Annotated in this window: 8 protein-coding genes; 4 read left to right on the top strand and 4 right to left on the bottom strand. The window is 72.4% G+C overall.

Annotated elements, in window-relative coordinates:
- Positions 1–27 precede the first annotated feature (27 nt).
- From ACWDY5_RS28740 to ACWDY5_RS28725, 4 genes are all read left to right on the top strand, one after another.
- Positions 28–1,425, top strand: a complete 1,398-nt coding sequence (locus ACWDY5_RS28740) for a hypothetical protein (protein WP_449725284.1) — start codon at positions 28–30, stop codon at positions 1,423–1,425.
- On the top strand, positions 1,422–3,338 hold the full coding sequence (locus ACWDY5_RS28735; RefSeq protein ID WP_449725283.1) for a glycosyltransferase: 1,917 nt from the start codon (positions 1,422–1,424) through the stop codon (positions 3,336–3,338). The genes ACWDY5_RS28740 and ACWDY5_RS28735 overlap by 4 nt, the downstream gene beginning before the upstream one ends.
- Positions 3,335–3,610, top strand: a complete 276-nt coding sequence (locus tag ACWDY5_RS28730; protein WP_449725282.1) for a hypothetical protein — start codon at positions 3,335–3,337, stop codon at positions 3,608–3,610. Before ACWDY5_RS28735 ends, ACWDY5_RS28730 begins: the two co-directional genes overlap by 4 nt.
- Before the next feature lie 539 nt (positions 3,611–4,149).
- Positions 4,150–4,491, top strand: coding sequence for a helix-turn-helix domain-containing protein (locus ACWDY5_RS28725; protein WP_449725281.1), 342 nt, complete (start codon positions 4,150–4,152; stop codon positions 4,489–4,491).
- An 81-nt stretch (positions 4,492–4,572) separates the two neighbouring features.
- On the opposite strand, the gene ACWDY5_RS28720 is transcribed toward ACWDY5_RS28725, so the two are convergent.
- The 4 genes from ACWDY5_RS28720 to ACWDY5_RS28705 form a co-directional block, all read right to left on the bottom strand.
- A complete protein-coding gene (locus tag ACWDY5_RS28720) occupies positions 4,573–7,986 on the bottom strand; it encodes a glycosyltransferase (RefSeq protein ID WP_449725280.1) in 3,414 nt (1,137 codons plus the stop codon).
- Positions 7,987–7,990: 4 nt separating this feature from the next.
- A complete protein-coding gene (locus ACWDY5_RS28715; protein WP_449725279.1) occupies positions 7,991–9,679 on the bottom strand; it encodes a DUF2079 domain-containing protein in 1,689 nt (562 codons plus the stop codon).
- 8 nt (positions 9,680–9,687) lie between these two features.
- Positions 9,688–10,932: a hypothetical protein gene (locus tag ACWDY5_RS28710; protein ID WP_449725278.1), complete on the bottom strand. Its 1,245-nt coding sequence runs from the start codon at positions 10,930–10,932 to the stop codon at positions 9,688–9,690.
- 108 nt (positions 10,933–11,040) lie between these two features.
- Positions 11,041–13,401: a glycosyltransferase family 4 protein gene (locus ACWDY5_RS28705; protein WP_449725277.1), complete on the bottom strand. Its 2,361-nt coding sequence runs from the start codon at positions 13,399–13,401 to the stop codon at positions 11,041–11,043.
- Positions 13,402–13,891: the final 490 nt, after the last annotated feature.

The following is a 13,891-nucleotide window of genomic DNA, read 5'->3' as shown; positions in this document are numbered from 1 at the left end:
GCAGACGACTCGGTTAAAGTGCGGAACGTGCAGGAGCCCACGTCGCCAACCGTCGGTGCGCTTGCGGTGTGGAGCAGCTCCGACCTCCCGGGGCTCGGCGACCAGCTGCTGCCCCGGCTCACCGAACACCACCTGTCCACCCGGCTGCCCGACTGGCGGATCTCCTTCCACGCCCCGTTCGGCTGGACCCGTCCGCTGCGCACCGACGGCGGGCTGGTGGCCGAACCGCTCGGCGAGTACCGGCCGCGCCGGGTCACCGCGCTGGCCGCAGCCGACCTCACCGTGATCACCCCGGCCTTCGAGCTCGGCGCCGACCTGGCCGCGCTCTACGGTGCGCCAGTTCCCGGTGCCGAGTTCTTCACCAACGCGCTCGGCGAGCACCCGGTGCTGGTCAGCGCGGTGCGGGTGGCCGAGAAGCCCAGTCCGCAGCTGGTCTCCGCGTTCGCCGGTCAGCCCTATCCCTCGGTCCGCGACATCCGGTCCAGGGACCGGCTGGCCGACGCGGGCCTGCAGTGGGACGTGGCCGTGGTGCCGCACCCGGCGCTGCTGGCCGACAGCCTGGTCAGCCCCGGCGCGCTGGCCACCCGCCAGGGCGACCTGCGCAAGCTGCGCATCCTGCCGGCCGAGGGCAGCTACCTGGTCGTGCAGCTCACCCCGGACCTGGCGGGCGAGCTGGCCGCGCTGCCGCCGGTGCTGGCCAAGATCCAGGACTTCCTGGCCATCGAGCACATCGTGCTGCTGCCCACCGGCCCGGACGCGCCCGCCTGCGAAGGCCACCTGCTGCCGGCCGACCTGGTGCTGGAGGACCGGATCGCGGTGCTGGCCGGCGCGGGCCTGGTGATCGCCGCCGACGAGCACGCCGCCGCGGCCGCCGCCGGACTGGACCGCCGCTGGGTGCTGCTGGACCCGACCGGCGAACAGCGCTGGCCGGTGCTGGAGTTCGGCGCCACCAAGCAGATTGCGGACCGGGCCGGCAAGCTGCTGGACGCGGTGCACGCCGCGCTCAAGCCCCCGGCCTCCCGGCGGCAGGCGGTCGTCGAGCACTTCGACGCGATCGCCGAGGCCGCCCAGCGCGCCGCCGCCGGCCGCCCACCGGCCCGCGACCTGGCCGCGGAGAACCGGGCCCTGCGCGCGGCCAACGCGGCCCTGCGCGAGCGGATGTTCATCGAGCGCCAGCGCCTGGTCGAACAGCTGATCAGCCAGACCCCCGAGGACGAGCAGACCGACGAGGCCGAGGCGCTGCGCGCCGAGCTCGCCGAGGAACGCAGGCTGCACGGCGAGCTGGCCGAACGGCACCGCGCGCTGGCCGCCGAGATCGACCGGCTGGCCGCCGACAGCAAGGAACTGGCCGCGCTGCGCAACACCAAGCTGATGCGCTGGGCCCAGCCGGCCAGGGACGCCTACGGAAAGCTCCGCAAGCCGTGACCGCCATCCCCAGGGTCACCTTCGTGCTGGTCAGCTACAACGGCAGGGAGATGCTGACCCGCTGCCTGGACACCCTCGCCGAGCACACCCCGGGCCCGTACGAGGTCGTGGTGGTGGACAGCGCCTCACCCGACGGCACCGGCGAGTGGCTGGAAGCCAACCTCACCGGCGCGACCGTGCTGCGGATGCCGGAGAACCTGGGCTTCGGCGCGGGCTGCAACCTGGGCGTCCAGCACGCCCGCACCGAGCTGGTCTGCTTCCTCAACGCCGACGTCGAGGTCACCCCCGGCTGGCTGGAACCACTGCTGGCCCGCCTGGACTCCACCCCGGAGGCCGCCGCGGCCGGATCGGTGCTGGTGTTCCCGGACGGCCGCCTGCAGGAGGCGGGCAGCATCATCGGCGGCGACGGCTGGAGCCGCGGCCTCGGTGACGGCGACGCCGACCTGTCCCCGCTGTACCCGCGCTCGGCCGACTACTCCTCGGCCGCCTGCCTGCTGATGCGCCGCCGCGCGTTCTGGCAGACCGGCGGGTTCTCGCCCGAGTTCCACATCGCCTACTTCGAGGACACCGACCTCCAGTTCCACCTGCGCTCGCTGGGCTGGCAGATCTGGGTCGAGCCCGCCTCGCAGGTCCGGCACATCCGGCACGGCAGCAGCACCACCCCGCGCGCGATCGAGCTGTCCGCGATCAACCACGAGGTCTTCGTCCGCCGCTGGCCGGAAGCGCTGGCCAAGCGCCCGCCAGTGGCCGACGTGCACGAGCACTGGCACCGGCTGTGGTGGCTGCGCGACCAGCTCGCCCCGTACCGCGTGCTGCTCACCACTGACCAGGTCCCCGACCCGACCCAGGGCCAAGGCGCGCAACGGGCCTGGACGGTCATCCAGTACTGGCGCCAGGCCAGCCCCGAGGCCGCCGTCACCGTCCTGGCCACCAGGGGTGACCCGGCCGCCCTGCGCGCCACCGGCGTCGAAGTGTCCATTGTGGACGATCCAAGGACGTGGGGTCGCGACCGCGCGGGCCTCTACGACGTCATCGTCGCCCTCTCCGCCCGCGGCTTCCCGCTCGCGGAACAGGTCTCCCGCACCCAGCCCCAAGCGGTCCGCCTGTTCGACACCCAGACCTTCCTGCACCGCGAAGCCGAACGCCGCTTCTCGGTGCTACCGGACGCCGAAGCCCGCCGCCACTGCGCCACCGAGGCCGCCACCTGGCGCGAAGCCGAGCGCAAGGCCCTGTCCTGGGCCGAGCTCAGCACCGTCGGCAGCCAGGCCGAGCTCGACTGGTCCGCCCGCTACGCCCCACAGGCCGCCCTGCGCGTGGCCCCGTACCCGGTCCCGGTCACCCCGGCCGCCACCGGCCTGGACCGCCGCGACGGCCTGCTCTTCTACGGCGCCTTCGCCGCCACCACCACCGGCAACGAGATCGCCGCCCAGCACCTCATCGAGCAGGTCCTCCCGCTGCTGGACGCCCCCCGCCTGCGCGTCATCGGCGCCCACGCCCCGGACTCCCTGCGTGCCCCCGGTGTCGACGTCATCGGCTGGGTCCCCGACCCCGCCCCCTACCTGCGCACCGCCCGCGTCCTGGTCAACCCGTCCCCAGCCGCCGCAGGCGCCCAGACCAAGCTCCTGGACTCGATGGCCCACGGCCTACCGTTCACCACCACCCCCCAGGCCGCCGAAGGCCTGCCCCTGGGCGAGCTCCGCGAGCACCTGGTCGCCGAGTCCCCGGCCGAGCTCGCCGAGCTCACCCAGCGCCTGCTCGACGACGACGCCAAGTGGACCCACATCCAGTCCGCCCTGCTCGACCTGGCCACCACCCACTTCACCGAGCGCCACTTCCGCTCCGCGATGGCCGAGGTCCTCATCCACTGCGGCATCGCCCCGCCGGCGACAACTTTCGCGACCGCCGGCCCATGACCGTCACCGCCGCGAACACCGGCTTCTGGCGTTGGCTGGTCCGCAACCCCTGGGCGCGGCGGATCTGCTACTTCCCGATCCTGCCCACCCTGGTCATCGCGGCGAGCCACCTGCTGCTGGACTGGCCGGACGTCACCGTCCTCCTGGTCGGCGCGGCCCTGTCCGCCGGGTGCCTCGGCAACCGGTACCTCGACTGGCGCTCGCTGCGCCGCACCGGCCACCTGTTCCTGGTCCGCGAGCCGAGCCCCGGCGGCGACGGACCAGCCAGCTAGTTCAGCGGCTCCTGCACCGTCTCACCTGCGACAACCTGCACGCGACCCGCTCACGCCTGCCCTCGGCAGAAAATCTATCGCGGCCGAGGTAGACATTCGTACGTGCCGTGGGGTAGTGTTCTACTCATACCGAGAGAGACAGTGTCGAGCAGGCGTGGGAGATAACGAACTACCCACGAGGTGAGACAGCAAGAAAGAAGCAGTAGTAAGAAGCAGTACGAAGTGGCAAGACGCAAGTAGTAGGTAGCAAGACGGCAGGCGTGCCGGGGCCGATCAGTGAACGGGGTCCCGGCGGCTGCTGAGGTCGAAGTAAAGCGGTGAACCAGAGAAGAAGGGACGGGCCACATCATCGGATCGCCTGCCTGGCTGAGTACCTCGCCGGCGGGTACCGCAGTTCCATCGAAAGAAGGTGGTCTTCGGTTACGAATCAGCGATCCCCGCTTGATCCGCCGTTATCGCGGAAGCGGACATAATGGTGAAACCCAAACCCTGGGGCCCCGGTGCTACTGCGCCGGGGCCCCTCGTGATGCGGAGGTTTAGTGATCCCAGACCAGCGCGACGTCGCTGCGCCAAACGCGGCGGACAAGTTTGATGATGAGCACTACCCGGCCTACACCATGGGCCGCGCGGCCGAGATGCTCGGCACCACGCAGGGATTCCTGCGCTCCCTCGGCGAAGCCGGACTGATCGAGCCGCAGCGCTCCTCGGGCGGGCACCGCCGGTTCTCCCGTTATCAACTCCGCCTGGCCGCCCGTGCCAGGGAACTGGTCGACCAGGGCACTCCGGTCGACGCGGCCTGCCGCATCATCAGCCTCGAGGACCAGCTGCACGAGGCCCGCGCCCACAACCAGCGCCAACCGCAGGACGACAACCAGCGTTGACGCTGGTTAGCAAGATCGGGTCAGCCCCGCCGGTCGGCATCGGCCCCGGCGGGACCCCACAGCCGAGCTGAGCGGACGGGTTCAGTCCAGCGGTGGCACGGTCCGCTCCGGCATTCGCCGCCGCGCCCGCCGCAACGCGTGCCAGCGCAGCGCCGCGGTGAGGAAGTACCGCTCAGTCCCGCCGGTCTCCGGCCGTTTCCCGTTCCGCGCGGCCAGTTCCACCAGCACCGACAGCTGCCGCTCGACCCCGGCCAGCTTCACCAGCTCGGCCCGGTCCGCGGGCGCCAGCCGGTCCTCGTTGCGGGCCAGCAGCACCGAGGCGAACTGCGCGATCCGCCGCAGCTCGTGCTCCACGACGTGTTCCAGCTCTTCCCGCCGCTGCGGCGTCAACCGCCGCTCGTTCCCCAGACTGAGCTCGGCCAGTCCCACCGGACCGGGCAGGCCCGAGGTCCACCACGGCAGCATCCACCCGGTCACGTTCTCCCCGTGCTGCCGGTAGGACTGCAACGGACGGTCCACAAAGGACAGTTCGCCGATGGACAGCGCGGTCGCCGCGATCCACTGGTCGTGGTACGCCGTCGGCGTGCCCGGCGGGAACGGCAACACCCGCTCCCGCACCAGGTCCGCGCGCACCAGCGAGGCCGCGCCGGTGACCGTGTTGAGCATCAGCAGCGCGTCCAGCTCGGTCCACTGGTTGCGCCGCTTGTCCCACGAGGTCTTCGCGATCAACTTGCCGTAGTCGTCGATCAGCCGCATGTCGCAGTAGACGAGCTGCACCTTCGGATCGGCCAGCCGCGCCAGCTGCACCGCGAGCTTGTCCGCGTCCCACACGTCGTCCTGGTCGGAGAGCGCGATCGCGTCCGCGTCCAGCGGCGCCAGCCGCAGCGCCCGCTCGAAGTTGCGGTAGAAGCCCACGTTGCGCTCGTGCTCGACCACCACGAACCGCGGATCGCCCTCGGTCAGCTCGCCCAGCACCTTGCGCGCGGCCGGATCGGTGCCGTCATCGGAGATCACGCACACCCAGTTGTCATGCGTCTGCGCGCGGATCGAGTCCAGCTGCTCGGCCAGGAACCGCCGCTCCGGGTGGTAGGTGGCCAGGCAGATCGCCACCCGGGGACCGGTGCCGGGCCAGTCCACCCGCACCGGCCGGATGCCCACCTCGGCCCTGGTCCGCAACGCGGGCAGCGCCCGGTGCAGCCGGGTCCCGTCGGCCAGGTCGACGATCAGCTCCAGCGGCAGGTCGTGCCTGGTCGGCCCGGCGGGCAGCGGAACCCGCGCCCGGAACCCACTGCCCTCGGGCACGTGCCACCCGGCCGCGCCCAGCTCCCGCCGCACCACCGGCCGGTGGTAGCCCAGGTTCGCCGGGCACATCCGGCCATCCGCCTTGATCCACACCGCCCGCACCGGCAGGTCCGCGTGCACCGCCCAACCGGCCAGGTCCACCACCTGCCCGCGCCCGATGTGCACCGGCTCCGCAGGCACGTCCACCACGAACCGCAGCCCGGCCTCGCGCGCGCCACCCTCGCGCACCCGCAACCGCCGGGCCAGCAACGGCGCCAGCGCGGGCGCGTACCGGCTGGCCCGCCGCAGCACGCTGTCCGGCTCCGCCCCGCCGCGGCCCAGCAGCAGGTCGCGCACCCCCCGCGCGGCCCGCGCCGCCGGCCACACGTACCGGTGCCCTGCCCTGACCAGCGAGGACCCTTCCAGCGCGTCCAGCCGCGCCCTGGTCCTGGCCAGCCGGTCCCGCAGCTGCTCACCGGCCGAGGCGTGCCCGGCCGCCTCCGTCCGCGCCGTGTCCGCCTCGGCCCTGATCCGCTCGAAGTCCTCGGTCGCCTCGGCCAGCCCGGCGAACGCGCTGCCCACCCGGTTGTCCAGCTCCACCAGCTCGTCCTGGGTACGCGCCAGCTCCTGCCGCAGCGCCTCCCGCTCCGCGTCCGCGGTGCGCAGCGCGGCCTCGGCCGCCTGGTGCTCCCTGCTCAGCTCGTCCCGCAGTTCCTCGGCCTGCGCCCGCGCCTGGGTCAGCTCCGCCTGCCGGTGCGCGATCTGCTGGCGCAGCGCCTCCACGTCGGTCCACAGCGAGCGCGCGGTCTTCTCCGCCTGCTCCTTGGCCGCCAGCGCCCGGCCAACCTCGCCCAGCCCCGGCGGCAGCTCCCACACCCTCGGTCTGCCCGGCAGCACCGCGTCCGCTTCCAGCGTGGCCAGCACCTGCTCGCGCGACGCGCCGGAGACCAGTTGCTGCAAGGCCACCTCGGCCGAGGTCAGCTCGGTCCACCGCTGCCGCGCCGGGCCACCCAGCCCGCACAGGTCAGCCAGCCGGAACAGCAGCTTCTGCAGGTTCGTCTCGGCAGGCCACGGATGTGGCGCGCCCGAGTCCCGCAGCTCCCTGGCGAACTCGCGCAACCCGCGCAGCAGCGCCAGCTCGGCGTCCACCCCCGACCCGGCCTCCCACTCCAGGTCGATCCGCCGCGCCTCCCGGTCCGGCCCCAGCACCACGTTGCCCGGGTGCACGTCCAGGCAGTCCGGCGGCAGCACCGGCACCCCGGCCCGCCCCGGCAGGAACGGATGCCGCTGGTCCTCCGCGGTCAGCGTCCGCGCGGGCGTCAGGCACACCCGGCACCACAGCCCGAGCACCACCCCGGCCCGGTTCACATCGCCTTCGGCCAGCGCGTCCAGCAGCTCCGCGTCCAGGCACCGCCCCGGCAGCCACGGCTCGGTCGCCGCCACCCGCTGCCGCAGCCAGCCCTCGGCGTCCTCGGTGCCCTCGACCGTCTCCAGCACCAGGTCCTCGGTCAGCCGCCGGGTCCGCTGCCAGCGCGCGTGCCTGCTGCTGTTGACCAGCCAGGCCAGCCCAGGCTGGACCAGGTTCGCCACTGCCTCCGGCGTCCGCCCGGCCACCACCAGGAACGCGGGCGCCACCGCACCGGCGAAACCCTCGGCCAGCGCCAGCTGGTGCAGCCGCCTGCCCGGCGCCGCGGCCAGCTGCTCGTCGGCCGCGCCCAGCAGCGGGTCCCGCACCAGCTTGTCCACCAGCTCGGCCTGGTCGTCCCGCTCGAACACCGAGCTGTCCACCAGCACCCTGGGCCGTGCCTGGTCCGGGTAGCAGGCCAGCCAGCGCTGCGCGGTCAGACCGGCCCCGTCGAGCAGCTCGGCCAGCACCGACCGGGTCCAGGTCCGCGGCCCCCGCACGCCCGGGTAGTCCGCCGCGCCCAGCCACAGCCGCTGCCGCACCGGATCGGCCTTGCCCAGCAGCTGCCCCAGCCCCAGCTGGTTGTGCACCGCGAGCACCAGCACGCCGTCCTCGGCCAGCTGCCCGGTCACCTGCGCGAGCAGCGCGGCCGGATCCGCGGTGTGCTCCACCGTGCCGTCCAGCAACGCGAGGTCGAACGGCCCGCCACCGGCCAGTCCCTCCGGACCGACCCGCACCATCCGGGCCCCGGCGGCCGGCCGCAGCGGGGCCAGCAGCCCGCGCCACAGCTCGTCGTTGTCCCCGCTCACCAACTCAGCCCTTCGCGGTCACGGCACCAACGTGGAACAGCGAACCCCGCGCGCCCACCACGATCCTGGGGCTGGTCGCCCCCGGCGCGGCCACCGCGGTGAACCCGCTGTTCTGCTCGTCCACGTGCAGCGCCAGCCCGATGTCGGCCCTGCGCACTGCGACCCCGCCGCCACCGACGATCCGGTTCGCCGAGTCCAGCACCAGCACGCAGTCCACCGCGCGCTGGTTCACCAGCGCCCAGCCCACGATCGGCGCGTCCCCGCGCACCGGCCCGCTGTCCACGTTGCCGACGTTGGGCAGGCCCGGCTCCGGCGCGGCCAGCTCCTGAATCTGCTTCGGGTCCACCGCCTCGCCCAGCTCCAGCCCCGGCCGGCCACAGCCCAGGGTGAAGTCGGCGCTGAACGGGTAGACGCCGAGCGCCTTGGCCGCGGGCAGCACCTCTTTCGGCACCCGCAGCCGGGACATCTCGGCAGGCGCGTTCACCCGCATCGCCACCGCGGTGATCGCCTGCTCCTGGTAGATCTGCCGCTGGATGTTGGCCTGCCCGTTGCCCGCGACATAGCCGACCGCGGCCACCGCGAGCACCACCGCGGTCACCCTGGCCACCGAGACCGAGGGGAACCACAGCACGGCAAGGGCCAGCAGCGCGGCCGCGGCCAGCGCCGCGATCTCCGCGTACCGCCCGGCCAGCGACACCCCGATGCCCAGCGCCGCGCGGGACAGGCCGATCATCGCCGCCGCGGCCAGGATGTAGAGCCCCACGCCTGCCCAACCGGCCAGCGGCGCGTCGATCCCGCCACCGCTCCGCTTGCGCAGCAACAACACCACCGCGGCCACGAGCCCGGCCGCGGTGAGCCCGCCGAGCACCACCGCGATGTCCGGCGCCTTGGCCGACCACAGCTGCCCGATGGTGCCCGCGGTCATCGCCAGGTAGTCATCGGCGCGCAGGTCGCCACCGGTCTTGGGCGCCTGGTTCACCGTGAGCAGCCAGCCCACCACCACGACCAGCCCGATCACCAGCGGCCACAGCACCCGGCGGGCCCGGTCACCGCGCAGGAAGAACACCAGCGCCAGCGCCGGGAACACCGCGAACGCGGTGCCGTGGCTGACGCAGGCGGCCAGTGCGGCTGCCATCGACCACACCGGACGCCCGCGCTGGGCCAGCAGCAGCGCCAGCACCGCGAAGAAGAACTGCGGCATCCAGCTGATCCCACTCATGCCCTGGCCGAACATCTCGGTGGCGTTGGTGGAGAACACCAGGAAGGCGAAGGCCGCGGTCAGCGCGGTCCGCTTCACCACGTCCAGCGACCGGGGCAGCATCAGGTTGAGCACCAGCACGATCCCGGCGGCGAACACCGCGGTGAGCGCGCCCAGCGCGTGGTTGCTGCCGCCGAGGAACTTGGCGTCCAGCCAGAACAGCAGCGCGGGCACGAACATCGGGTGCTCGTTGTGGTACTGCACGATCGCCCTCGGGATCAGCGTCCCGTCGTCGTTGGTGATCCGGGCGAGCAGGTGCCAGTAGTCCAGGAAGTGCAGCCTCGGCGCGCCCGCGATCTCCAGCACCGTGCCGAGCACCGGCAGCAGCCCGAAGACACCGATCAGCACCGAGGGCCAGGAGATGCGGCGCAACCATTCCGGCGCCGCCATCTCCACCTGCGAGATCGGGGTGAACCCACCGCGCTCCCGCGTCACCTGGTCACTCACTGGCCGGGGAACTTGGCGGCCACACCCACCGTCAGCCGGTGGAACTCCCGGACCAGCTCAGAGTCCCGGTTCGGACCCTGCGGCGGCACCGGGTTCTGGCTCACGTTGGTGCGCACGACCTTGTTGCCCGAGACCCACACGATGCGGAACAGCGCCCGCGCGTCGTCGATGAACTGCAGGATGGTCCCGTTCTTGGGCAGCTCGCCGACCACGCCGTCGACCATGCCGTCGGTGCGGGCGAACTCGACCATCTTCTTCTGCAGGTCCTTGGCCGCGGCCTCGTCCTTGGTCTCGATCACGATCGAGGAGTACTGGAACTTGCCCTCGGTGCTGCCCTTGTAGGAGATCTCACCGGGGTTGGCGCTGCCGATGACCGCGACCTCGCCGTTCTGCAGCAGCTCGTCGGAGCGCAGCTGGCCGAGGTCCTTGACCCCGCTCTTGGGGTCGGGGGTGCCGGGGCCGGGCGGGAGCAGCTCCAGCGGCTTCTGCGAGGTGGTCGTGGTCGGCGCGGCCGACGCGGTGTTCGAGCCGGTGTCGGCCGGGCCCGCGCCGGTGTCCCGGAAGCCGAAGAACCACACCGCGGCGCCGATCAGCGCGACCACCACGACGATGCCGATGATCGGCAGCACCTTGGAGGACTTGCCGGAGGACGCGCCGAAGACCTCGGGGCCCTGCCGGATCCACGCCTCGTTGCCGGCGGGCGGCAGCGGCGGCAGGTCGCCGGCGTTGCCCCACGGCGGGGCGGCGTTGGACTCATCGCCCCACGGGGTCTGCGGCTGCTGCTGGGGCGGCTGCTGGTGGTGCTGCGGCGGGAACGGGGGCGGCGGGAACCCGCTCGGCGGCGAGGCGGGGAACGGCTGCTGCTGGTGCTGCGGCTGGGGCGGCGGCGGGAAACCCGGCTGCCCGCCCGCGTTCGGCACCACCTGGGTGCGGTCGGCGTCACCGGCGGGCGGCTGCGGCTGCCAGCCGCGCACCACCTGGGTCGCCTCCGCGCCACCATTGGGCACCACCTGGGTGGCCTCGGCGCCGGCCGGATTGGGGGTGTTGTCCCGGATCGGCTGCATCACCTGGGTGCTGTCGATCCCCTGCTGCTGACCACCCGGGGGTGTGAAGGAGGGTGAGCCACCCGCCCCCGCCGCCGCCGACAGCAGCTCATCGCGGCGAGCGCGGTACTCCTCGGCGGAGATCAGGCCGGCGGCCAGACCCTCGTCGAGCTTGCGTAGCTCGTCATGCCAGGTCACCCTGGCACCCCCTTCCACTGGGTAAAGAAGACGCGGCATATTGTGCCGATGCCATCGTCAGTGGTGTCTGCCGCTGCCGAGTCGTGACCATTGCGCCTGCCGGCGCGTTCAGGCGCCTCGTCGCTGGGCAGCCCGGTACGCCTGCTCGAGCTGCTCGCGCACCCAGTTCGCAGCGGCAGACACGGTGCGGGTACGCAGAATGTACTCGCGACCCGCCCGGCCCACCGCAGCGGCGTGCTCAGGATCATCCGCGACCCGCCGCATGGCCCGCGCCGCGGCGGCCAGATCGGGGTCGGCCCAGCGAGCATCCGGCGGATACGGGTCCCAGCCCTCGCCCACCCGGGTGAACTTGAACGGCACCGGGAAGCCGGTCACCACGTCCAGGAACTCGGCGGTGCCGGAGTAGTCGGTGGAGATCACCGGCAGCTCGCGGATCATCGCCTCGGCCACGGTGAAGCCGAAGCCCTCCGAGCGGTGCAGGGAGACGTAGCAGTCGCTCTCGTCGTAGAGCGCGGCCAGCTCGGCCACCGACAGGTACCGCTCCAGCAGCTCGATCCGCGGATCCGTGCCGATCACCGCGCGCAGCCGCTCCGCCGCACCGGGGTGCAGGTCGGCGTTGATCGCCTTGACCACCAGCCGCACGTCCGGATCGTCCGGGAACGCCAGCCGGAACGCCTCCACCAGCCCCCACGGGTTCTTCCGCTCGCCGACACTGTTGAAGTCGAAGGCGAACAGGAACCGCGGCGCCGCGCCGGGCAGCCTGCGGGCGCGGTTCGGCGGACCGGGGTCGCTGATCGGGATCGGGAACACCTTCACCGGCTTGTCGGTGTGCGCCGCGATCGCCGCCCGGCAGAACTCGCTGATCGTCCAGATCTCGTCGACCAGCTCGTACGCCTTGTGCATGCTCGCCGGGAACTCGTCCAGCTCCCAGGACCACACGCCGATCCGGTACCGCTGGTGGAACAGGTGCGGGTACAGGTCCACCGCGAGCGTGGTGGTGTCGGCGTTGATGCACAGCACGCTGAGCGGGTACTTCGGCGCGCCGAGCGAGGTCGGCCGCTCGATCGCGGTCCGGTTGTTGACCAGGAAGTCCTCGACCACGGTCGCGGTCGGCACACCTGCCGCGTGCACCGCCTTGTGCAGCGCCCGCCCGAGCTCGCCGACGCCGAGCTCGGCGGTCAGGTGCCCGAGCAGGTTCACCCCGAACTCGGCCACCGGCGCGGGCCGGGCCAGCGCGGGCTCGGGCACCGCCCACTCCGCCAGGTCGTGTTCGGTCGTGGCCACACTCCGGCACCACTGCCGGTAGGCCTCGTTGTCGCCCTCGGTCGGCCGGGGGAACACCACCCGCAGGTCCACCCGGCTGTCCCAGATCGCGGTCACCCAGCGGTTCAGCCCGGAGTGCGCCTGCGTCGGGTTGCCCGGCCCGGCCAGCCAGTCCCGGAACGCGCCACCCTTGTCCGGACCGAACGCGTGCGGCGGGACCTCCGCGGCCTTGCCCGCCCGCTGCTTCGCCACCGCCTTGCCACACTCGGCCCGGAACAGCTCCCGGACCAGCGGCGTCAGCGGCGTACCGTCCGGCAGCTCGTCGAACTTGCACACCTCGGGGGTGTCCAGCTGGTAGCCCGCCGCCAGCAGCTCATCCCGATAGTCATCGCACACCGCGCGCAGCGCCGGCTGCGCGGAGAACAGCACCCTCGGCCGCCCCGGCAGCTCGGCGGGCAGCCACGGCGTCTCCGGCCGGTACCCGCTGAAGACGAACGTGCGCAGCAGCTCGCCACCGGCCCGCAGCGTGCCACTGGCATCCGCGGTCACCGGCCGCTGACCCGCGTTCCAGTGCCCGACCCCGACCCCGGGATCGCGCAGCACCACGTGCGGGAACAGCGCGGTGACCTCATCGGTCCACCTCGGCCACCGGTCGTCCCCGCTCAGCGCGTTGCGTGCCACCCGTTCGCACAGGAAGTCCAGCATCGCCCCGGCCCGACCGGTCACGCTCAGGAACGCCGGGTCGAACACCCCGCCGGCCAGCACCTCGGCCTCGCTCGGGGCCAGCCCGTCATCCGGCAGCGGCGCCAGCAGCCTGGGCAGCAGCACCGCCCCGTGCGCCCTGGTCAGGTCCGCGAGCTGGACAAAGGGCGCGAACACCTTGCTGTCCCTGCTCAGGCTGGTCACCAGGTCGGTCCTAGTAAGCAGCGCGCGCAGCAGGAAAGGAACCAGCGCGGTGCGCAGCTCAGCGGCCGGGAACGCGGTCGCCAGCCGCAGGTAGCTCTCCTCGGTCAGCCCGAACCCGTCCCAGCCGACCACCCGCACCCCGTTGACCTGGCGTGCGCCCCGGTCACCGTCCAGTACCGCGATGACGAACTCGTGCCCCGGGTTCCACTCCAGATAGGAAGCGGCGAGCACCCGCGCTGCGGGCATCCCGGCGACGGTGGTGATGGTGCACGCGATCGGCCGCGCCGCCTTCTCGCTCATCGAAGCTTTCCCCTCGCCGAACCTGCCCCGGATGCTAACGGCCGGGGCCCGGGCCGACCGCGACAACGCGGTACCCCGTCCCCAACCGCGGTTCGCCGCGCACAAAGAACCAGTGCCGGCCGTCCTGCCTGACTTTGCTCCCAGAACCCCCTGGTCAGCCACCCCGCCAAATCCACCAAACCACCCTTGACCAGCCGATTTGACTTCTCATTCGCCCCTGAGTAACTTTCTCTCTGCCAGCGCGGAACGGCCCCGGAAATAACCGGGAGCGGACCGCCGGAAGGGCCGCGAACCAAGCTCCCACCAGTAGGTGGTAGAGTGGGCGCCCGAAAGCTTCCAGAGCAAACAAGCCCCGGAGCAAGCTGTCAGCGAAGAGCTGATAGATTGCGCGGTGCGCGTGTGTTCTTTGAGAACTCAACAGTGTGCCGATGTAAGCCAGTAGAGCTTGTATCTTGTAACCTCGTCTAGAGGTTCCTTTGAGATCACATTG

The sequence above is a fragment of the Crossiella sp. NPDC003009 genome (assembly GCF_053591555.1).
This window is presented reverse-complemented; position numbering and strand designations above follow the sequence as displayed.